This window comes from Clostridia bacterium (assembly GCA_035628995.1).
GTDB lineage: Bacteria > Bacillota > Clostridia > Lutisporales > Lutisporaceae > BRH-c25.
This window is the reverse complement of record DASPIR010000023.1, coordinates 11,941-33,327: the sequence shown is the minus strand read 5'-3', so window position 1 is coordinate 33,327 and position 21,387 is coordinate 11,941. Positions and strand designations below refer to the sequence as shown.

General features: G+C 40.4%; 24 protein-coding genes. 2 read left to right on the top strand and 22 right to left on the bottom strand.

From position 1 onward, the window contains the following. Window positions 1-87 precede the first annotated feature (87 nt). The 21 genes from VEB00_06930 to VEB00_06830 form a co-directional block, all read right to left on the bottom strand. The gene (locus tag VEB00_06930) at window positions 88-2,256 is read right to left on the bottom strand and encodes a bifunctional (p)ppGpp synthetase/guanosine-3',5'-bis(diphosphate) 3'-pyrophosphohydrolase (protein HYF82744.1); all 2,169 of its coding nucleotides are present in this window, start codon (window positions 2,254-2,256) and stop codon (window positions 88-90) included. A 158-nt stretch (window positions 2,257-2,414) separates the two neighbouring features. Next, complete coding sequence (locus VEB00_06925) at window positions 2,415-2,927, bottom strand: adenine phosphoribosyltransferase (GenBank protein HYF82743.1); 513 nt, start codon at window positions 2,925-2,927, stop codon at window positions 2,415-2,417. Window positions 2,928-2,945: 18 nt separating this feature from the next. Further along, window positions 2,946-4,646, bottom strand: a complete 1,701-nt coding sequence (gene recJ, locus VEB00_06920) for a single-stranded-DNA-specific exonuclease RecJ (protein ID HYF82742.1) — start codon at window positions 4,644-4,646, stop codon at window positions 2,946-2,948. Window positions 4,647-4,892: 246 nt separating this feature from the next. Then, complete coding sequence (locus VEB00_06915) at window positions 4,893-5,222, bottom strand: LapA family protein (protein ID HYF82741.1); 330 nt, start codon at window positions 5,220-5,222, stop codon at window positions 4,893-4,895. Window positions 5,223-5,477: 255 nt separating this feature from the next. Further along, complete coding sequence (gene secF, locus VEB00_06910; protein ID HYF82740.1) at window positions 5,478-6,365, bottom strand: protein translocase subunit SecF; 888 nt, start codon at window positions 6,363-6,365, stop codon at window positions 5,478-5,480. Window position 6,366: 1 nt separating this feature from the next. Then, window positions 6,367-7,632 carry a protein translocase subunit SecD gene (secD, locus tag VEB00_06905; protein ID HYF82739.1) on the bottom strand — a complete coding sequence of 422 codons (1,266 nt, stop codon included), beginning with the start codon at window positions 7,630-7,632 and terminating at the stop codon, window positions 6,367-6,369. A gap of 151 nt (window positions 7,633-7,783) precedes the next feature. Next, complete coding sequence (locus VEB00_06900) at window positions 7,784-8,296, bottom strand: gamma carbonic anhydrase family protein (protein HYF82738.1); 513 nt, start codon at window positions 8,294-8,296, stop codon at window positions 7,784-7,786. Window positions 8,297-8,408: 112 nt separating this feature from the next. Beyond that, the gene (gene scfA / locus VEB00_06895; protein HYF82737.1) at window positions 8,409-8,594 is read right to left on the bottom strand and encodes a six-cysteine ranthipeptide SCIFF; all 186 of its coding nucleotides are present in this window, start codon (window positions 8,592-8,594) and stop codon (window positions 8,409-8,411) included. Between the two features lie 87 nt (window positions 8,595-8,681). Then, a complete protein-coding gene (locus VEB00_06890; protein ID HYF82736.1) occupies window positions 8,682-9,095 on the bottom strand; it encodes a TIGR04086 family membrane protein in 414 nt (137 codons plus the stop codon). Between the two features lie 116 nt (window positions 9,096-9,211). Continuing rightward, window positions 9,212-9,496, bottom strand: a complete 285-nt coding sequence (yajC, locus tag VEB00_06885) for a preprotein translocase subunit YajC (protein HYF82735.1) — start codon at window positions 9,494-9,496, stop codon at window positions 9,212-9,214. Between the two features lie 143 nt (window positions 9,497-9,639). Next, the gene (tgt, locus tag VEB00_06880; GenBank protein ID HYF82734.1) at window positions 9,640-10,752 is read right to left on the bottom strand and encodes a tRNA guanosine(34) transglycosylase Tgt; all 1,113 of its coding nucleotides are present in this window, start codon (window positions 10,750-10,752) and stop codon (window positions 9,640-9,642) included. A gap of 109 nt (window positions 10,753-10,861) precedes the next feature. Next, a complete protein-coding gene (gene queA, locus VEB00_06875) occupies window positions 10,862-11,887 on the bottom strand; it encodes a tRNA preQ1(34) S-adenosylmethionine ribosyltransferase-isomerase QueA (protein HYF82733.1) in 1,026 nt (341 codons plus the stop codon). Window positions 11,888-11,901: 14 nt separating this feature from the next. Beyond that, a complete protein-coding gene (locus VEB00_06870) occupies window positions 11,902-13,566 on the bottom strand; it encodes a SpoIID/LytB domain-containing protein (GenBank protein HYF82732.1) in 1,665 nt (554 codons plus the stop codon). Between the two features lie 37 nt (window positions 13,567-13,603). Continuing rightward, the gene (locus VEB00_06865; protein HYF82731.1) at window positions 13,604-14,155 is read right to left on the bottom strand and encodes an epoxyqueuosine reductase QueH; all 552 of its coding nucleotides are present in this window, start codon (window positions 14,153-14,155) and stop codon (window positions 13,604-13,606) included. Between the two features lie 15 nt (window positions 14,156-14,170). Then, window positions 14,171-15,166, bottom strand: coding sequence for a Holliday junction branch migration DNA helicase RuvB (gene ruvB / locus VEB00_06860; protein HYF82730.1), 996 nt, complete (start codon window positions 15,164-15,166; stop codon window positions 14,171-14,173). 22 nt (window positions 15,167-15,188) lie between these two features. Continuing rightward, window positions 15,189-15,773: a Holliday junction branch migration protein RuvA gene (gene ruvA, locus VEB00_06855; GenBank protein ID HYF82729.1), complete on the bottom strand. Its 585-nt coding sequence runs from the start codon at window positions 15,771-15,773 to the stop codon at window positions 15,189-15,191. Window positions 15,774-15,785: 12 nt separating this feature from the next. Continuing rightward, window positions 15,786-16,277 (bottom strand): crossover junction endodeoxyribonuclease RuvC, encoded by a 492-nt coding sequence (gene ruvC / locus VEB00_06850; protein ID HYF82728.1) that lies wholly within the window; start codon window positions 16,275-16,277, stop codon window positions 15,786-15,788. A gap of 195 nt (window positions 16,278-16,472) precedes the next feature. Beyond that, window positions 16,473-17,132, bottom strand: a complete 660-nt coding sequence (locus tag VEB00_06845) for a BofC C-terminal domain-containing protein (protein HYF82727.1) — start codon at window positions 17,130-17,132, stop codon at window positions 16,473-16,475. 61 nt (window positions 17,133-17,193) lie between these two features. Beyond that, window positions 17,194-17,379, bottom strand: a complete 186-nt coding sequence (locus VEB00_06840; GenBank protein ID HYF82726.1) for a uracil-DNA glycosylase — start codon at window positions 17,377-17,379, stop codon at window positions 17,194-17,196. 37 nt (window positions 17,380-17,416) lie between these two features. Beyond that, window positions 17,417-17,635: a hypothetical protein gene (locus tag VEB00_06835; GenBank protein HYF82725.1), complete on the bottom strand. Its 219-nt coding sequence runs from the start codon at window positions 17,633-17,635 to the stop codon at window positions 17,417-17,419. 82 nt (window positions 17,636-17,717) lie between these two features. Continuing rightward, on the bottom strand, window positions 17,718-18,041 hold the full coding sequence (locus VEB00_06830; GenBank protein HYF82724.1) for a hypothetical protein: 324 nt from the start codon (window positions 18,039-18,041) through the stop codon (window positions 17,718-17,720). Between the two features lie 106 nt (window positions 18,042-18,147). Here VEB00_06830 and uvsE point away from each other — a divergent pair, with 106 nt between their 5' ends. Then, window positions 18,148-19,044, top strand: coding sequence for a UV DNA damage repair endonuclease UvsE (uvsE, locus tag VEB00_06825; protein HYF82723.1), 897 nt, complete (start codon window positions 18,148-18,150; stop codon window positions 19,042-19,044). A 1-nt stretch (window position 19,045) separates the two neighbouring features. Here uvsE and VEB00_06820 read toward each other — a convergent pair whose 3' ends face one another. Further along, a complete protein-coding gene (locus tag VEB00_06820; protein ID HYF82722.1) occupies window positions 19,046-19,267 on the bottom strand; it encodes a DUF1653 domain-containing protein in 222 nt (73 codons plus the stop codon). A gap of 191 nt (window positions 19,268-19,458) precedes the next feature. Between VEB00_06820 and VEB00_06815 the strand changes: the two genes are divergently transcribed. Next, complete coding sequence (locus VEB00_06815) at window positions 19,459-21,378, top strand: LTA synthase family protein (protein ID HYF82721.1); 1,920 nt, start codon at window positions 19,459-19,461, stop codon at window positions 21,376-21,378. The last annotated feature ends 9 nt before the right edge of the window (window positions 21,379-21,387 follow it).

The following is a 21,387-nucleotide window of genomic DNA, read 5'->3' as shown; positions in this document are numbered from 1 at the left end:
CTCGTGGCACGTTAGCCCTCGATGCCTGTAGGGGCGATTCATGAATCGCCCCTACTCCTCGAAACCCCGTAACCTCGAAACCTGTTTTTACTGCTTCGCCCTATATACGTCCACTACACCTTCTATTTTCCTGAATTTCCTTATGAGCTTGTTAAGCTGCTCAATATCTGAAATCTCCAGTATGAAATTAATGATTGCTATCTTATCCTTAGTTGTTCTCGAGTGGAAAGCGTTAATATTTACTTTGCTTTCATCAATAATAGTGGTTATCTCAGCTAGAAGTCCCTTCCTGTCAGTTGCCCTTACTTCTAAATCGGCATTATATGAAACTTTCGTCTGGGCATTCCATTCAACCTCTATGAATCTTTCCTCCTCGTTCATAAGATCTGCTACATTCGGACAATCCTTCTGGTGCACTGACACCCCTCTGCCCTTTGTAATATATCCTACTATCTCATCACCAGGTACAGGGTTGCAGCATTTGGAGAACCTTATCAATATATTCTCCACGCCCTTTACCTTGACACCTGCACCACTATGCCTTTTTTGTCTTTCCTGCGCCTTCTCCACTTGGCGCTCAATGCCTTCTTCTTCCCTCTCCTCAAGCTTTTGGGTTTTCCTGAACTCTTCCTTCAGCTTTGTTATAACTTGGTTGGGGGACAAACCTCCATAACCCAGAGAAGAATATAAATCATCTATAGTGTGAAGGCTGAACTTCTTGTATATAGCCTCCACCCACTCCGGCCTTAAAAGCTGGGCTGCAGTGTAACCATTCCTGCGTACTTCTTTCTCCAGAAGTTCTTTTCCCTTCTGAATATTCTCTTCTCTTTTTTCTTTCTTAAACCACTGCCTTATCTTGTTTTTCGCTTGCGAGCTTTTTACTATTTTCAGCCAGTCACGACTTGGACCATTGGCAGCAGCCGAAGTGATTACTTCAACAATATCCCCATTCTGCAGTTTATAATCCAAGGGAACTATTCTTCCGTTTATTTTCGCTCCAATGCACCTGTTGCCTATTTGACTGTGAATTTTATATGCGTAATCTATAGGGTTTGACTCTACCGGTAAATCCACAACATCACCCTTTGGAGTGAACACATATACTTCATCTGTGAAAAGATCTACCTTCAAGGTTTCCATGAACTCTCTGGTGTCTTTGATTTCATTCTGCCATTCAAGCATCTGCCTCAGCCACTTTAACTTCTCGTCGAACTCTGACTGGGAGGTCTTACCCTCCTTGTATTTCCAGTGTGCCGCTATACCTATTTCTGAGGTTCTGTGCATCTCCCATGTTCTTATTTGAACTTCAAAGGGCTGTCCTTCAGAGCCAAGCAAAGTTGTATGGAGGGACTGGTACATGTTAGGCTTTGGCATGGCTATATAGTCTTTGAACCTGCCCGGTATTGGCTTCCATAAAGTATGGACTATACCCAGCACTCCATAGCAGTCCTTGACCGTATCAACAATTATCCTAACTGCAGTAAGGTCGAATATCTGCTCAAAAGTCTTATTCTGATAGTACATTTTTCTATATATGCTGTAGAAGCTCTTGGGCCTTCCCTCGATATGCGCTTCAATTCCAACTTCCTTGAACTTTTCCTTTAGCAGTTCAATTACATGATTGATTTCTTCCTCGCGTTCCTTCCTCTTTTTAGCTACCTTTTCCACCAATTCATAATATTCCTTTGGCTCAAGGTACCTTAACGCAAGGTCCTCCATCTCCCACTTGACCTTTGATATTCCTAGCCGGTGGGCTATAGGGGCATATATTTCCATTGTCTCCTTGGCTTTTTCTCTCTGTTTTTCAGGAGGCATATATTTTAGGGTACGCATATTGTGAAGCCTGTCAGCAAGCTTAATAAGCACTACCCGGATATCCTTTGCCATAGCTATGAACATTTTTCTGAGGCTTTCGGCCTGCTGCTCCTCTTTTGTCTTGTACTCCAGCTTTCCCAATTTGGTAACGCCATCTACAAGCATCGCTATTTCTTCACCGAAAAGATTCTTGCAGTCCTCATAAGTGCATTTTGTATCTTCTATAACATCATGCAGTATTCCAGCAGCTATTGTTATATTGTCCATGTTAAGTTCAGCCAATATTTTCGCCACTTCAACCGGGTGAATGATATAATCCTCCCCCGAGATCCTCTTTTGTCCGTCATGAGCTTTTACGGCATAGTTATAAGCCCTTTCAACGATTTCTGTATCATTGGTAGGGTTATATTTTTTTATTATATCTATTAAATCCTGTAGCATAAACAACACCAACTTTTAGAGCGTTTATTTTACTGCATATTTGAGTATTAATAAAAAAGCTGGTAACACCAGCTTTAATTTATTTACATCTATTCTAGTATATTTGTCTATATTTATCAAATATAAAATTTGATATTTCTCATATATTAATGATTGCCCTAGTATTTAATCATTGAGCTAATATTGTAACCCTCTAGATTATCTCTTCCATTCAAGAATTCCAGTTCGATAAGAAACCCGATATGAACCACCTCTCCGCCAAGCTGTTCCACAAGCTTTACTGCAGAAAGGATAGTGCCTCCGGTTGCAAGCAGGTCATCTACCACTGCCACCCTTGTACCCTTTTTTATTGCATCCTTATGAATTTCAAGAGCGTCCATCCCATACTCCAGCTCATACTCGTAGCGGAGTGTCTCTGCCGGAAGCTTGCCGGGTTTTCTGACCGGAACGAAGCCAACACCAAGCTCATATGCCACAGGTGCTCCGAATATAAATCCCCTTGCCTCAGGCCCTACTATAACATCTACATTAAGATCCCTTAATCTATCCGCAATGGATTTTATAGCATATTTGAAAGCATCCCCATCTTTCAGAAGCGTCGTCACATCCTTGAAGCTTACACCTTCCTTAGGGAAATCTTCAATTGCTCTTATATACCTTTCTAAATCCATAAGTACTACCCCCATTTATTATTTTGTAATTTTGATATCCTTTATGTTTAGCTGTACACTTTCAATGTTGTTCCAAATGTTGTTTTCAACACTACATATTATATCAATTTTTTTACCAATTGATAATACTTTTTGTATATTGCCAAAGTTATAAGCTATACATTTGATTTCATTTACGCCGTCATAAACCATAAGTGAAAGATGCTTGCTCTCACTTCCTACTGCCCTGGAGGACAATACCTTTAGTCCCCTATATACGAAGAGTGGGCTGGGATTGCCAATTCCAAAGGGCTCTAAGACTTTTAGCTGTCTAACAGTATTCAGATTAATATCCCCCGGTACTAGCTTATAGTCTACTAAAATCTCTGGCAGAAGCTTCTCCTTGCCCATTGCGCTTTCAGCTTCATAGTTCATTCTGTTCCGCAGCTCATCAATTCTTTCAGTCTTTATTGTAAAACCCGCTGCCATTTCATGTCCACCATACTTTTCAAATATATCACTATGCTTGGACATGGCCTCGAATAAATTAAAACCGGGAATACTTCTTGCCGAACCCTTGCTAAATTCCCCATCTATAGACATTATGAAGGTCGGAAGATAAAACTTATCTACCAGCCGTGAAGCTACAATACCAACAACCCCTATATGCCAATTCTCATTGCCCAGCACTAAAACCCTATCCTTATCTGCATCCACTGTTTTCTCGATTATGGCTGCTGCACTGTTCAGTATTACATTTTCTATTGCCTGACGCTCCTTATTGTCTGAATCCAGCTTCTTGGCTATTTCCATCGCTCTGCCAGCGCTATTGGTAAGCAGCAATTCAACGCATTCTGATGCATCCGCGATTCTACCTGCTGCATTAATTCTAGGGGCAAGCATGAAGGCTACATTGTATGCATTAAGCTCTTTGCCGCTCAATCCACATACCTCAAGAAGCGCCTTTATCCCCTCATTATTGGTGTCTTTTATTCTATTTAGGCCGTTTTTCACAATTATACGGTTTTCATCTAAAAGAGGTACTACATCAGCTATTGTACCAATAGAAACAATATCCAACAGTTCTTTTGCAAAAGTATCATTTCCCGCTCTGGAAAGCAGTGCGCTTATCAGCTTATATGCAACACCGACTCCTGCCAGGCCCTTGTGCGGATAGCTGCATTCAGGCTGATGCGGATTGACAATGCTTAATGCTTTGGGCAGTTCACCTTCGCATTCATGATGGTCTGTTACTATTACTTCCATTCCCAAGCTCTGTGCATAATCAACTACCTCATTGGACCTAATGCCGCAGTCAACTGTGATTATAAGGCTTACACCAAGCTCCTTTATTTTGTCCATAGAACTGATGCTCAGCCCGTAACCTTCTTCAATCCTGTTGGGTATGTAATAAACTGCATCTGAGCCAAGTTCTTTCAGTGTTCTTATCATCAGGGACGTTGATGTAATTCCATCAACATCATAATCACCATATACACATATTTTATCTTGGCACTTTACAGCTTCCAATATTCTCCCGACAGCTTGATCCATTCCCTTCATAAGGTACGGGTCATGGAGAGAACCCAAATCAGTGTTCAAGAAAGCCCTTGCCTGCGGGACAGTGTTGATACCCCTATTGATTAATGCTCTTGCTATTATCTCCGGTATCTGGAATTCTGATATAATAATTTCGATATTTTCTACACTTTTATCGTAAGTTGTCCATCTTTTGTTCAATACTCATCACATGCCTATCTAAACGTTTTGCGAAATATCCATTGTTATGTCATTCAGATTTCGCAAAATGTTTCATTTATTATTATTGAATTCGCACTATACCCTATATAATACCTTAAGTGCGTTCAATAAGGCGTTTTGCGGAAAACAAATATAAATTCAATCAAATTCCGCGAAACGGTTACATTATTTGTTATTGAATTCGCACTATACTCTATATAATAGCTTAAGTGCGTTCAATTTAAATTACTGTTTTTCTGTGATATTAACCACTTCTTCTACCTGAGATTTTTCCGGCAGGATTTCTTTCTCTTCAACTGTTTTCTTTAATTCTTCCTTAAGCCTTTTAATCTCCCCGGACAGCTCCATAATCTTAAGCTTGTTTTTGATCGTTCTCGCCACGTCAAAAGGCAGCATAATAAGCACGCCGAACAGCGCAGAGCAGAGTATTACCACCGCCTGCGACAGACTTACCGTATACCATAGCAAATTTATTGCAACTACCCCTGCGTTCTGTACTGCAAAAAATGCTATGAAAACTGAAAAAATCAATGAAATAACAATAATAACCTGCATATGAATCCCTCCTGTACTTTTAATAAGCAGTCAACCCTGACAATATTAATATAATTCTTTTTAGTCATTACTTCAACTACACATTTTGCGAAATACATTTTACATAAAGTATTCAACTTTCGCACAAATGTTTCCTTAATGTTATTGAATTCGCACTAATCCCTATACGAATTCTTAATGCGTTCAATATATTAAATAAAAGTACAAAAACCAATAAGGTAACAGTATTGAACTGTTACCTTAAATGCTTTCAGCTTAGATTGCTCCGCCGAGCTTGATTTTTTGTCGGAATATTACCCACAACGGACTTGCTATAAATATTGTTGAGTAACAACCGCTTATTATACCGATAATCATTGGGAATGCAAACTCCTTGATAGCAGGAACGCCCAAGAAATATAGCGCAAATATTGTAAGTAATGTAGTCACTGATGTATTGATTGAACGTGCCAGAGTCTGTGTTACAGACTCATTGACCAGCTTATCATAGTCAATCTTCTTGCCATGCTCGCGCTTTAGGTTTTCTCTAATTCTATCGAAAATAACTATCGTATCATTTATTGAGTAACCTATTATAGTCAGCAGTGCAGCTATAAATGTGCTGTTTACTGGTATTTGGAAAACTGCATATGCTGCAACCATCATTGCTGTGTCATGTACCAATGCAGTAATAGCAGCTAAGCCGAACTTCCATTCAAACCTAAAGGATACATAAACCATTATTCCTACAAATGCTAGAAGTACCGCAATTAATGCCTGTATTGAAAGTTCTTTTCCTACTGTAGGCCCTATGGTTTCAAAGGCAATATTCTTTGAATCTATGGCATATTTGTCAGAAAAAGTTTTAATTATTTCAGCCCTTTTTGCATTATCGAGGGTCACTTTAGTTCTGACTATAACCTGATCCTTGTTTGGACCTGCATGTGTTATTGTTGCTTCTGGATCATACTTATCCATTATCTGTCTTATTTCAGATACCTCAAAGGTCTTGCCTATGTTAGCATGAATGGAGGTACCTCCTTTAAAGTCTATACCCAAATTCAAGCCGCCGTTTATAAACATAAATACCAGGCCTATTGCCAATAGGGTAAGCGATATTCCAAACCATATCTTTTTATATCCCATAAAGTTAATGGCTTTCATACTATTTCACTCCCCTTTCTCCAAAGTATCTCATACTCTTTAATATGCCGCTGCTTGTGAGCAACCTAAGCATAAGTCTTGTAATAGTTATTGCGGTGAACATACTTAAAATTACACCGACAATAAGAGTTATTGCAAAGCCTCTTATCGGTCCTGCTCCAAAGTAGAAGAGTATTACACATGCTATTATGGTAGTAAAGTTGGAGTCAAATATGGTCAGGAAAGCTCTTCTGAAGCCTCCCTCTATTGCTGCCCTCAAAGTCTTCCCTAGATGCAGCTCGTCTTTTATTCTCTCGTAGATTACAACATTTGCATCAACTGCCATACCAACAGAAAGTATCAAACCTGCAATACCTGGCAATGTAAGCGTTGCTTTCATTGCTGCAAGTGCAAATAATGTAAGTGTAAGATAAAGTACTAGAGTTATACATGCCACTACGCCAGGCGCTCTGTAGTAAAATATCATGAATAAAAATACCAGCAGTATGCCAACCTGACCTGCATAGAGAGCAGTAGCAAAGGAGTCAGCACCAAGCTGCGGTCCAACTGCTGTTACTGAAAGAGTTTCCAGTTCTACCGGAAGCGCACCGGCTCTTATCAATGTAGCTAAGTCCCCAGCTTCTTCCATATTTGCAGAACCGGTGATTACACCCTTCCCATCAGGAATTACGCTCTGTACTGTAGGAAGTGATATTGGCTGCTTATCAAGATAAATTCCTATTTGCTTGCCTACGTTTCTTTCAGTGGCAACAGCAAACTTCTTTGCCCCTTCAGGTGAAAGCTCAAAGGATACCACTGGTGCCTGTCCAAGTCCATCATTGCTTGGTCCGAATTCCGCCTCTGCTTTCTTTATATCATTACCAGTTAAAATGACCTGCTTTGTTTCTTCTTCTATGAATTCCAATTGAGCAGTCTGACCAATTAAATCCAGTGCTCTCTGCGGATCCTGGATTTCAGGAAGCTGCACTTCTATTCTATTCTTTCCGACTCTTGTGATAACAGGTTCTGCTACTCCCAGAGCATCTATACGCTCTCTTATTGTAGCAACTGCTCTTGTCATCTTCTCTTCATTTACGGGATCACTAGGATTGTCCTTTGCCTCCAGAAGTACTGTTGCTCCACCTCTTAAATCGAGACCCAATTTTATAAGCTGCTTCACAGGCAAAATTTCATATTTTCCTATATTAAGTCCGTAGACCGCTATATACGCAAAAAATGAAATTAGTAAAACCACTGCCAGAAACACTATTAGGCTTTTTGACTTCATTTGTTAACTCCCCCTTATTTAATTTCACAATGGTTATTATATAACTTTTGCAATTCTTAGTCAATGTAGAAGAAATATTGTCCTGCTTTGCCTTTCCCAATGTTTCCACATTATCCAGGTTAGCTTGCATATGTATTATTTGTTTTTTTCTCTATTCTATCCCACCAGTGTATTCTTTAGAAAGTGTAACATACCCTTTTACTGAGTGGCGGATTCCTTCTATCTCGTCTAAAGTCAGCTCTCTGACAACCTTTGCCGGGCTCCCCATAACCAGAACACCTGAGGGAATGATCTTACCGGAGGTGATTAATGAGTTGGCACCTACTATTACATTATCGCCTATAACTGCACCATCAAGCACTGTTGACCCCATTCCTATAATGCAGTTGCTGCCTATTGTGCATCCGTGGATAATTGCATTGTGGCCTACAGTGACATCTTCTCCAATGCTGACTTTAAAATCACGATCGCAGTGGACTACGCAGCCGTCCTGGATATTTGTGCCTCTTCCAATCCTTATCTCATTGACATCCGCTCTAAGCACTGCATTGAACCAAATACTGCAGTCCTCGCCTATAAAGCATCTGCCTATTAAGGTACTGCTTTCAGCGATGAATGCGCTTTTTTCTGTCTCAGGCTTGTAATGCTTGTACAATACTACCATAAGCCCTCCATTAAAAATGTTTTAAAGCAGTAACATATTGGTTCGCTTACATGCTTACCGACATATTACTGCCTATGTACAAAAAAATGAATTATTATAACCTATTATTACCTTAAATTAAGTTTTTATGCGAAATCATCGGCTTTACTCTGCTGTTCTCAACATTTTCACACTTCTGATTTGCTACTGTACAGGAAGTCTTGCATGCTGACTGGCATGAGTTCTGGCATTCACCACAACCGCCCTTTTGTACACTTTCACATAATGTTTTGCTGTTGATAGTTCTAATATGCTTCATTTAGTTTCCTCCTCAATGTTTTTTCACATTGAAATTATACCATATTAGTGATTTATGGAAAAGTAAAATTTGAAATTAATTGGAATTTCAATTGAGATTGACGCCTATTATGCCTCCGATTAGCCCTACAGCACCACCCATTAGGGTTTTTGCCATGAAGTATTTATCAAGACTGAAATTCTGCCCGAAGCCCACACTCAAAGGAACCAGCAGAAGTGTGAACAGCAATCCCAGGGCTATACCAAACAACCAGCCCTTTCTGGATATTTTCTTTCCCCCGTAAATACTTGAAATTGTTATACTTACTATCATAATAATTTGTATGGACATGTTCATTGAAGAATCACTCATGCTTGTGAATGATAGTATCAATGCGTAAAGTACAATTAGGGCAAAGGATATTGTAAAGCATATCCCAAGTGATTTCAGGAATACCCCATATATATTAATTCCTTTTTCTTCTGCAGGCGCTTTCTTTGCATAGTTTATCATTTTCCTCATACAAAATAACCCCCTATAGTAATTTATTTTAATCGCAGAACAGGTTTGTTTCTATAAATCTATTCACTATAGGGAATATTTATTCTCTAAAAGAAGAAAAGTAACTTGAATTCAAGTTACTTTTCTTCGCTATTTTCTATAACTTTCCCGATTGCCCATCTTGCAACCTTGAGTTTTACTTTATCAGCTCCAACTTCTATTGTAAGTACATCTTCCTTCGCATTAACAACCTTGCCGTACAGTCCACCTATTGTTACAACTTCTGTACCTTCTTTAATACTATTTCTCATTTCCTGGGTTGCTTTCTCCTTCTTTTTCTGAGGTCTTATAAGAAAAAAGTAAAAAGCCCCAATAACAACTGCGTATGGTAAAATCCATCCTAAAGAACCAAACTGACTCACTCTGTATATTCCTCCTTTATACCTTTTGATATTATGAAGGATTCTAAAAAATATCCTTCATGCTTATTATTCAATAAACAAGTCAAAAATCCTTCTCATTATTGTATATTATCCAATTATATTTTGTCTTATATATGATTACCTTAATATCCGTATTTTTCGAAGAAATCATTCCTGAACTCTGTAAGACTATCCTCTTCTATTGCCTTCCTTATTTTGGCCATTAGATTCTGTAGAAATCTAAGATTGTGGATGGTTGTCAACCTTCCTCCCAGTATCTCTCCTGCTTTGATGAGGTGTCTTATGTACGCCCTTGAAAAGTTCCTGCAGGCATAGCAGTCGCACTCCTCATCCATTGGTCTGAAATCCTCGCTGTACTCTGCATTCCTTACAACAAGCTTTCCCTTTGAAGTCATCACAGTCCCGTTTCGTGCAATTCTTGTAGGCAGCACACAGTCAAACATGTCTATTCCCCTGATTGAGCCATCTAGCAAGCAGTCAGGACTACCCACCCCCATAAGGTATCTGGGTTTATCTTTCGGAAGCTCCGGTACTGTATATTCCAGCACTTCATTCATTATTTCCTTAGGCTCCCCAACACTCAATCCACCTATTGAGTACCCGGGTAAATCCATTTCCACAGATCTTCTTGCGCTTTCAATTCTTAAATCCTTATAGACACTTCCTTGGACAATTCCAAAAAGCGACTGCTTCTCTGTATTCTTATGAGCTTCCTTACATCTGTGCAGCCATCTTATCGTTCTTTCCATTGATTTCTTCGCGTAATCATGTTCACAGGGATATGGGGTGCATTCGTCAAAAGCCATGATAATGTCTGCCCCAAGAGAGTTTTCTATCTCCATAACATATTCGGGAGTAAAAAGATGCTTGGATCCATCGAGATGGGACTTGAATACAACCCCTTCTTCTGATATCTTTCTCAAATCATTAAGACTAAACACCTGAAAGCCTCCACTGTCAGTAAGTATGGGTCTATCCCAATTCATAAACCCGTGAAGTCCGCCTGCCTTCTCTACCAGCTTGTGTCCAGGTCTTATATATAAATGATAAGTATTGCTTAATATTATTTGTGCGCCAATCTCCTTCAACTCATCTGGAGACATGGCTTTTACAGTAGCTTGAGTCCCTACCGGCATGAACGTAGGCGTATCAATGGTTCCATGCGGTGTATGGAGCTTCCCCAATCTTGCACCGGTTTTCTTGTCTTCTTTTATCAGCTCGTATCTTATTGTCAACTGAATTTACCTCCTAGCTTTACTTTAGTAAAGCATTCATTAATTTGTCCATTCATTGAAGCCAAGTTCAATGCTGACAGGCAATACTTTGCCTGGGCGGGACATATAATTAAATTATAAGCATTGCATCACCAAAGCTGAAAAATCTATAGCGCTCTGCTATGGCTTCTTTATATGCTTTCATTATGTTATCTTTTCCCGCCAATGCACTTACCAGCATAAGCAGTGTGGATTCCGGCAGATGAAAATTCGTAATTAGTCCATCTGTTAACATGAACTTGTACCCCGGATATATGAATATGTCTGTCCAACCGCTGTCTGCCTGGAGCTTGCCTTTTTTCTGCATTATTGATTCCAGAGTCCTTGTGGAGGTAGTTCCTACACAGATAACTCTCCCCCCATTAATTTTGGCGGTTTTTATAGTTTCAGCACTTTCTGTGCTTAGCTCATAGTACTCGGAGTGCATCTTGTGCTCCATGATATTATCAACCTTTACAGGTCTGAAGGTACCGAGCCCAACATGAAGTGTCACATAAACTATTATTATTCCGTTATCCGCCAGCTGCTGCAGAAGCTCTTTAGTGAAGTGCAGCCCTGCAGTTGGTGCAGCCGCAGAACCTTCATGCTTGGAATACACTGTCTGGTATCGTTCCCTATCCTCCAGCTGTTTTTTTATATATGGAGGAAGAGGTATATTTCCCAACCTATCCAGCACTTCCTCGAAAATACCCTGATAATGAAACCTCACCAGCCGATTGCCGCCCTCAAGGATCTCAAGTATCTCTCCCTCAAGCTCTCCATTCCCGAAGAGGAATCTTGCACCGGGTTTTGCCTTCTTTCCCGGCCTAAGTATAACCTCCCAGACATCCTTCTCTTTTCTGTTCAAAAGCAAGAATTCAATACTGCCCAAGCTGTCCTTTTTTACTCCGAACAGCCTTGCGGGTATTACCCTGGTATTATTCAGCACGAGGCAATCCCCACTATGCAGGTATTCCAAAATATCTCTAAAACTTCTGTGTGTTATTTCTCCATCATTCTTGTCAAGCACCAACAGTCTGGACATATCCCTGTTGACTATTGGCTCCTGTGCGATAAGCTCTTCAGGCAAATCGAAGTGAAAATCCTTAAGCTCCATCTTATGCCTTCTTTCTATTGTACTTTTGATCCCTGATAATAGTGTTCCAATATTTTCTGATAGTTATTACCTGCTTCAGCCATTCCTTTTGCACCGTACTGGCTCATTCCCAAACCGTGCCCGAAACCCTTTCCGTCGAAGGTGTATTTATTGGGTATCACATTGTAGGCTTTCGTACTGTTCATGCCTTTTATGGCTACCAAGTTTTTCGGGCTGCTGACCTTAGCTTTGCCTGCAGCAGAAATCACATACATATTCGAAGCTCTGCCCGACTCGGAAGTTCCTAAAAGTGATCCTCTAACAAAGATATCCGCATCGGTTTTCAACTTGTACCATATACTTTTAAGTGATTTTGTGCCTATAATGCTCCTTATCTTTTCCTTTTCGAATATCCTGGTTTCCTTTGTGCCTTTTATTTCAAGCTTTGTTACACGCCCGTAACTGCTTACCTCCAATACTCTTATATCTAAGATTTCACCTAAATCTATATTTGCCGATGTTAGTTTTTCTTTTAATGCTGTCTTATCCATATCAAGAGTCCAGTTATCGTAGGGACTTCCCAGACCGTATTGATCATCTACTCCTCTGATATAAGGCAGATTGCTCCCCCAAACATTCTCAATGTTCTCTGTATGGCCTCCGCTGCTAGAGTGAAAATATGTAGTGACAAGCTTGTCATTGTATGTAAGTATCTTTCCCTTAGTAGCATTTACCGCTTCAGTGGTCGTGCTGCTTTCCTGTCCTATACCGTTGTATGCTTGGCAGTGTTCAACGCTGCACAAATCAAAACCTTGTGCATTATGCCTGCCCATCGTTACGATTGCAAAGTTCCTCGCAGCTACTGCCTGAGCCTTCAATGCCTCTACATGCCAGGTCGCCGGCATTTCAGAAGGGACAACGCTGTATAGATATTGATCAAAGGGCAGCTCATTGATTAATGTAACATCACTTTCAGCCAGGCTCTGCATTGTTATGCTTCCCCTGTATTTCTTAGTCTTGTACTGTATTGAACTGACTTTCCCCTGTATATCCTTGGGCATAACCTTTGTTTTTGCTTCACTGTTCAATACAAGCAGCATCTGTCCGGTAGCGCCATCCAGGATCTGTATTCTTTTTCTATCCGGGTATACCACCGAATAGCTAATATCGCTTTTCTCATTCTGCATAACCTTTATCTGGTTAAGGCATTCACTTTCTTCCAAGTAAAGCTGCGACCAGACCCGCCAGCCGCCCTCATATGCAGGAAACACTGCCGGAGTAATGGAGGACACCTGTGCTATTACTTGCTTGGCCGCTTCTATGTCAGGAAAAACATCACCTATCTGTATATGATAGGGTCCTATTACTTCCCCTTCATATTTGGCTGCCTTCACATAGTTTATTTCACGTTCCTTACTGTTCACTATATTGTAGTATTTATCTCTGCGTACCTTGATTCCTGCAGGGTTGGTCACTTCAATCAAGTCCTTATATTCACCATTTTCAAAACCCAAAATTTCCATACCTGTCTCACTGCCCAGGGTAAATATGTTGGCAGCAGACGATCCAAAGCCCAGCCCCACTTTTATTGTTTCAGGGACCGGAACGCTGGCATGTACCGTTTCAACATTGAAAGAAAAGGATGTTAAAGCAACTGCAGTAATTACTAAGTAGGTTAGTACGGCTTTTTTTGCTTTCATTAGCACTACTCCCTTCAACATGTCTGTGTTGGATTTATTATTGTTGTTTTCTTTCGCCCTTTATCTTAGGCATATATCTGTCCCTCTCGCTGTATATGCATCCGCAGTATGGCTGCCTGTAAAGCTCCAACTGCTTTGACTTTTCCACGCCCTCTTTGAAGCCTTCCCTGAAATCCTTATACAGAAACTCAACTCCATATTTACTTCCCGCTTCTTCGCCTATCCTTTTGATAAGCTCATGCTTCTGGAAGGGACTTACCAAAAGAGTGGTTGTAAAAGCGTCAAATTTCCCTTTTTTTGCAACAGAAGCAGTTCTCTCAAGACGGTCAGCATAGCACATCATGCACCGCTGCCCCTCCCGGAAGGCTGAATTTCTGAGGAATTCATCCAAGTTGTATTCATCTATTGTTATAAGCTTGTACTCTGATTTATCTGCGAACTCTTGAGCTGTATCCATTCTTTTCTTGTATTCGGTATAAGGGTGTATATTGGGATTATAGAACAATCCCGTTATATCATGCTCCTTACTGAGAATCTTATGAGGATAAACAGCACATGGGCCGCAACACATATGAAGCAGCAGTTTCAATTGTTTCACCCCTGGTTAATCTTTATTAATTCCAAAATGCTTATAAGCAGATTTGGTCGCAATTCTTCCTCTTGGAGTCCTGTTAATGAAGCCAATCTGCAGAAGGTACGGCTCATAAACGTCCTCTATGGTACCGCTGTCTTCCCCTATGGATGCAGCAAGGGTATCCAAGCCAACCGGTCCGCCGTCGAATTTGTTGATGACTGTCAGTAGCATCCTCTTGTCAATTTCATCAAGTCCCATGTCATCTATTTCAAGAAGCTTCAATGCCTTGTCAGCAGTCTCTTTATCGATGATACCTTCAGCCCTGACCTGCGCATAATCCCTTACCCTCTTTAAAAGCCTGTTGGCAACACGCGGGGTTCCCCTTGACCTTCTTGCTATCTCAAGGGCTCCATCATTGTCCACTTCTATCTTCAATATCTTTGCAGACCTTGTGATTATCTGATATAGCTCTTCATTAGTATAATATTCAAGCCTGCAAATTACTCCAAACCTGTCTCTGAGCGGAGATGTAAGCATTCCAGCTCTCGTTGTGGCACCTATCATCGTAAATCTCGGCAAGTCAAGCCTTATGGAGCGTGCGCTGGGTCCCTTGCCAATTATTATATCCAAAGCATAATCTTCCATAGCCGGATAAAGGATTTCCTCAACACTTCGATTTAGCCTGTGTATCTCATCGATAAACAGCACATCATTATTATTAAGATTCGTGAGAATGGCTGCCAAGTCCCCCTGCTTTTCTATTGCCGGGCCAGAGGTAATCCTAATGTTTACTCCCAGCTCATTGGAAATGATATTGGCAAGGGTTGTTTTGCCTAGTCCAGGAGGTCCATAAAGCAGAACATGGTCAAGAGTCTCTTTTCTTTTAGTTGCCGCCTGTATGAAAATATCTATTTTCTCCTTGGCGCTGGTTTGTCCTATATATTCCCCAAGAGATCTCGGCCTCAGGTTTGTATCAACCTCAGTGTCCTCTTCCATTATCTTTGGTGTTATCAATCTATCTTCCATAGTACTTCCTCACTTTATAAATCTACATTGTTGCAAGCTGCCTTAATGCATCCTTAATTAGAATATCGATAGGTTTCTTTGTATCCTTTAGCTTCATAACAGCAGTCGCTGCTATAGAATAATTATACCCTAAAGAAACCAAAGCTTCAATTACCTGGGATACCTCATCTCCACCATCGAAAGCCTCAATTCCTCCAATAGCACTTTCTGTATCTATCTTGTCTTTAAGCTCAAGTATTATTCTTTCAGCGATTTTCTTCCCGATACCCTGAGCTTTTGTAAGCTTTGTTATGTCCCTGCTGATAATAGCCGCCGCTATATCAGATGCTTTGTACTGATTGAGCAGTGAAGCTCCAGCCTTCGGCCCAACTCCCGATACCGATATCAGCAGCTTGAACATGGAAAGCTCATCCCTGGTAGAAAAGCCGTAAAGCACCAGATCATCCTCTTTGACGATCAAATGTGTAAAAATCTTCGAGGTTTCGCCAAGCTTAAGACTCTTCATAGTATTCTGTGAAGTGAACACCCTGTAGCCCAGACCCGAAATATCTATCACAGCATAATCCGCGCCCATATAGTCCACTATCCCGCTTAAATATTCATACATATCCTTTCACCTCTACAATCTGAATTGTTCTGAGAAATTGGAGGAATTCCCGTGGCAAATAGCAACAGCCAGAGCATCTGCAACGTCGTCAGGCTTTGGTATTTCCCTAAGGTTCAGAAGAATCTTCACCATCTGCTGTACTTGGCTCTTCTCAGCCCTTCCATACCCTACCACAGCCTGTTTGACTTGAAGAGGAGTATATTCATAAACCTGTATCCCAGACTTTGCACCTGCCAAAACCGCTACCCCCCTGGCATGTCCTACCGTCAGCGCTGTCTTAATATTTTTGTTGAAGAACAGCTCTTCAACGGCAAATGCGTCAGGTTTATACCTTTCTATTAAATCAATAAGGTCATTGTATATCTGGGTTAGCCTTTTTGACATCGGCGTGCCTGCATTTGTTGTAATTGCTCCGTAATCTACTACTGTAAATTTGTTTGCCTCGTACCGTACAAGTCCGAACCCAAGTATTGCTATACCCGGGTCAATTCCTAAAATCAACAATATTAATGCACCACCAAACATATATTCGCTAAATTATACTATAACCTTTTTTTGCAAAAAAATAAAGCAGTATTTCACCTGCTAAAGACTTGTTTTCCACTTAGAAATTCCCTTATGCGGGTCGCTTAGCGAGAGCTACGCGATAGAGCATAAGTTCATGGAATTTCTTAGTAGAAAACATTTCTACCATATCTTCTAATTGCTAAAGCCTTCCAGGGTTTGTTCCTTCTGGTCCTCTGTATCCACCACTATTCCTCCATTAAGGGCCTGCTGATCTTCCGGAGTAAGAGTAGCAATAGAAATGTCGGTCTTTTCCTGCATAACCTTCTGCCCGTTTTCATCATATACATATATAGCAATATACCCATTGTCTACACCTATAATATAATGGATGGGGCAGTATGCATCAACTGCTCTGCTTAATTCAACTATTGGAGGTGAGAATGCAGTTATTTCCCAGCTCGTATATTTATCCTTCAACTGCTGCTCGTTCATACTCACTTCTTCTCTGGAAGCCGGTACAGCCTTTTCTGTAGTATGTCTGCAGGAATTGAAATATGTTTTGAAAATCAATTGTGTATTTGGAGTCAGCAAATACTTGTTCGGCATGTTTAATGCTGTAGTATCATCAGTATCAGCATTCACCGGCTCATAGGGCAGCTTGCTGTCTGCTGGATTTATCAAACTGTCAGGTATCTGCAGGTTCACCTTTGATGGGTTTGCAGAATCGTCCAATGCCTCCGGAGCCTCGGCATTAAAATAGTAGCCAACTCCAAATGCGGCAGAAGCCAGTAGCAGAAAGACTGCAGCTAGTATATACCTTCTTTTGCGTCTGATACTTCTATCTTCAAACATAATTTTCCCTCCATATTGTTCTGGAGGGTATTATTTCCAAAATATCAGCTTTTATTCCTAATTATAAATTTTTCTTGTTTTTTTTCTTCTCAATATGGTTTTTGCAGCTGTCTCCAGTTGACTCCTGTACCAGTTGGGAAGGCAGTTTGCCCGTCTCAAACTCGAAAAGTCTGCAGCCATTGGGAAAACTTCTATCCCAAGTCACATAATAATGAGTACAGGTTATACAGTTCACCCTGTCATTCACCCCATGCAAGCCGCACCCCCTTCCTTTATCGCCGCTACTATACCATTTTTAAACCTGTCATATTGTCACTGGATACATATAGGTTCTCGACCTCTCTGTGACCATTCTTCGCACCCTCAATGAAATTGTTCTCAGCACCATCTATTGTCTCAACATGTATAAGATAGCTTTCGACCGTACTGAGCTTTTGGATTTCCCCGAAAATATTGTTCAGGCTTCTTCCGTTAACAACCTTTTCATATGCTCCATTATTCATTATATTACCTCCAAAGTATATTTGAAATAGCTTCTTCAATATTTTTTACTTAGTTGCTATTTATATACCCTGAAGTAGACTTTTAGTCTTTAACCTGTGTAGGAGACATGACTTTCAGCAATCCACCCATTAAATATGCAGTCTTATTGAATAAATGCAAGCTTCCTATTCCAATAAATACACCCAAAAGCATAAATATCAGCATTTCCTGCATAGGTGTGGTGCTGATTCCCAAGAAACCCAACAATCCATTGATTTGGATGCCGTCCATATTGAGATTGTATTCAACTAACTGATATGCCACTGGAGCAGCAATAAGTCCCAGGCTTAACGAGATAAGTGAAACACATAAACCGAATATTATTATGCCGAAAAAACCACTTTCTCCTCTTCTTACCTGATCCATTTTCAGTCCTCCTTGTAAATATCATCATAGGTATATACGCATTAGAATGAAAATTTCTTCAAATAATATAGCCGAATAGAATACTAAAGTTGTGAAGGATGATATTATGTTGCGATTAGGCTTTGCATGTATCTCAAAGAGCATGAAGGAAAATGGCAGATTCAAGACAATGAGCGTAAAGACCTTTGAAGGGTTAGAACAATCAGAAAGGATGCGAAGACTTCGATTGATAGCAGTCGACAACCTCTATAATGTCTCCAGAATCATGCTTTGGTGCATTGAGAGCGGCATAAGCCTGTATCGCTTAAGCTCTGATCTAATACCCCTTGCCACCTATGTGCCTGATTGGCATTGGTGGGAGGATACTGACATTCAGAACATGTCTGAAAAGATAAGGGAAATAGTCAATGGGGGCAAAATAAGAATAAGCATGCATCCGGACCAGTTCTGCGTACTTAATTCAGATAGGCCGGAGGTAGTTAAGGGAAGCTTCGCAATTCTTGAACACCACAACAGACTTTCAAATATGGTAGGAAATAGAATCCTGGTCCTTCACGTAGGCAGCGGTACAGGAGGCAAGCAGAGGGCTATAGAAAGATTCATCAAGAGCTTTAATACTCTGGATAATGACATTAAGGAGAAAATCGTAGTTGAAAACGACGATAAAATTTTCAATGCAGAAGATGTGTTGTCTCTATGCGAGCATCTGAACATTCCAATGGTATTGGACATACATCATCATAACTGCAACCATGAGAATGACAACCTGCCCCTGCTCATAGAAAGGATAAGGAACTCTTGGAAAGGGCAAAGACCTAAGATGCACCTCAGCAGTGGAAGAAGCTGCCCCACTGACAGGCACCATTCGGATTTTATTGACTTCGAGGACTACAAGCAGGCTGTAGCGCTTGTAAAGGATGATTTTGATATAATGATGGAGTGTAAGGAAAAGGACCTTGCAGTACTGCAAATCATGGAGAAAGCTGCAGCGCAGCAAGGCTGAATTATACTATTTCTTCAAATCTGTGAACTTGCTTTCCTTCTACCTCTTTCATACTTAAGAACATTTCCAGCGGTCTTATCCAAATACCTTTCTCGCCATATAGAGCTTGGTATACAACGTATTCCTCCAAGGTTTCAGAGTGTTTTGCCACATGCAGCACCAGGTACTCATTTCCTTTGAAATGTCTGTATTTTGCCCCTATCCTTATTTCTCTTGCGTTCATAATATACTCCTCCTTGTTCGTACATGATACTATTCTATTCTTAGATTCTCATATCTTTAAACTAATATCAAGATATTCTCATATACTTGTAGTAATGTTGGATAACCATATTCGAATATAGATTTAGTGAACTATGCGAAGCACCAAATATATCTTTCATGGATAGAATATGGCGGAAGGACGTTTGATATATGTTCACTAACAAAAAGTATTCGTACCTTTTGCAGCAGACCTTACTTATGATTGCTTTCACGTTATGTAAATTTACAGCCCTTTACTACTCAGTCGGAAAACCCCAGTATATGCTTCTGACTGCCTTGAGAACCTCCATGCTTCTACTAGCAATATATACAATGCTGAACCTGGTTTTTGCAAGAAAGAGCTTTTTTCTTAGGATTGCCGTTCATGAAATCCTTGCAATTATAGTGCTTGCAGACCTGCTCTATTTCAAGTATTTTAATGTGCTGCCGGAAGCTTCGGATTTACAGTTTTTGAAAGTTCTACCTACGATATGGGACAGCGTAAGCTCACTCTTTTCAATCATGCATATCCTACTGTTTGCTGATGCTCTAATATTGATATTCCACCATAACTCTCTAAAAAATCAGGAAAAGGCTTCAGATCCACGGGTAATGCCTTCTCTTATCGCAGCTGCACTTATACTGGTATTTACATTCACGGACTTCTCTCTAAGCAGCATAAAAAGCAGTGGGCAGGCATATGAGAAATTCGGCCTGCTGCATTATCATATTTCACAGCTTTCTAATAAAACACTGGTTAATGATAGCGACATCAGCAGGTTTCAAGTAACTCAAGAAAAGAAAAAGCTTGAAATAGAATCTCGATTTTTTGGAATAGCAAAAGACAGGAATGTTATAGTCATTCAGGTGGAAGCCCTTCAGGATTTTGTGATAAATATGAACTACAACGGACAGAAGCTTACACCGAACCTTAATAAGCTGCTGCTTTCGGATTCACTATATTTCAACCGCTACTATCAGCAGTTGGGAAAGGGCGGCACCTCCGACGCAGAATTCGTCACGCAGAATTCCCTTTACCCCTCAATGGATTTACCCGCATACAGCAAGTATCAGAACAATAAATTCATGGGCTTGCCGATGATCATGAGGGAGCAAGGATATAATACAATGGCGTTTCATGCTTACAAGCCGGAGTTCTGGAATAGGCAGACCATATATCCCATGATGGGCTACGACAGGTTCATCAATATGCATGATTTCAATCCTGAAGAGATATTCGGCTGGGGCTTAAGCGACAAATACTTTTTGAGGCAATCTGCAAAATACCTCAGCACAGCCAAGCAGCCTTTTTATTCTTTTTTGATCACACTTTCAAGCCATCATCCCTATGCGCTGCCAAAGAAGTATAAGACAGTGAAGCTGCTGCCTAAGCATGAAAACACAACTCTAGGGCGCTATATCCAAGCAATTCACTATGCAGATGAAGCTCTGGGGCTTTTCATAGAGGAGCTAAAAAGGTATGGACTGTATGATAATTCAATCATAGCATTATATGGCGACCACAGAGGCATACCTAACGGTGTGACTGAAAACGATAAGCTTATGACGGAGCTTCTAGGTCATGAATACACCTTTGATGAATCCCTTAATGTACCGCTTATTATACATATTCCCGGAAGTGCTGTAAGTGAAACGAATATTATCGTGGGAGGGCAAATGGATTTTCTACCTACCATGCTGAACCTTATTGGTATAAGAGAAAGCAGAGTGAAGCTTTTCGGGCAGGATCTTCTGAATGCTGAAAGTGGATTTGTAGCATCCCAGTCAAACATGATAAAGGGTTCCTTCATTGATGATTATAAGATATTTATCATGTCTAGAGATGGGGTGTTTGAGCATGGCAAGGCATGGAATTTAAGTTCCAGGGAACCTGTCGAAATTCAACTTTGCAGGGATGGGTATGAAAGAGCCTTAAGAGATATACAGCAATCAGAATATATACTGGCAAATGATCTTATACCGGAGTTTGTCACAATTGAAGATACTCATACAACCTTTAGCACAGCTTTAAAGTCTGCTTCAGATTTCATGGATAGAATTGTAAGGCTATTCAATAAGATAGTAAAATAGATATATGTA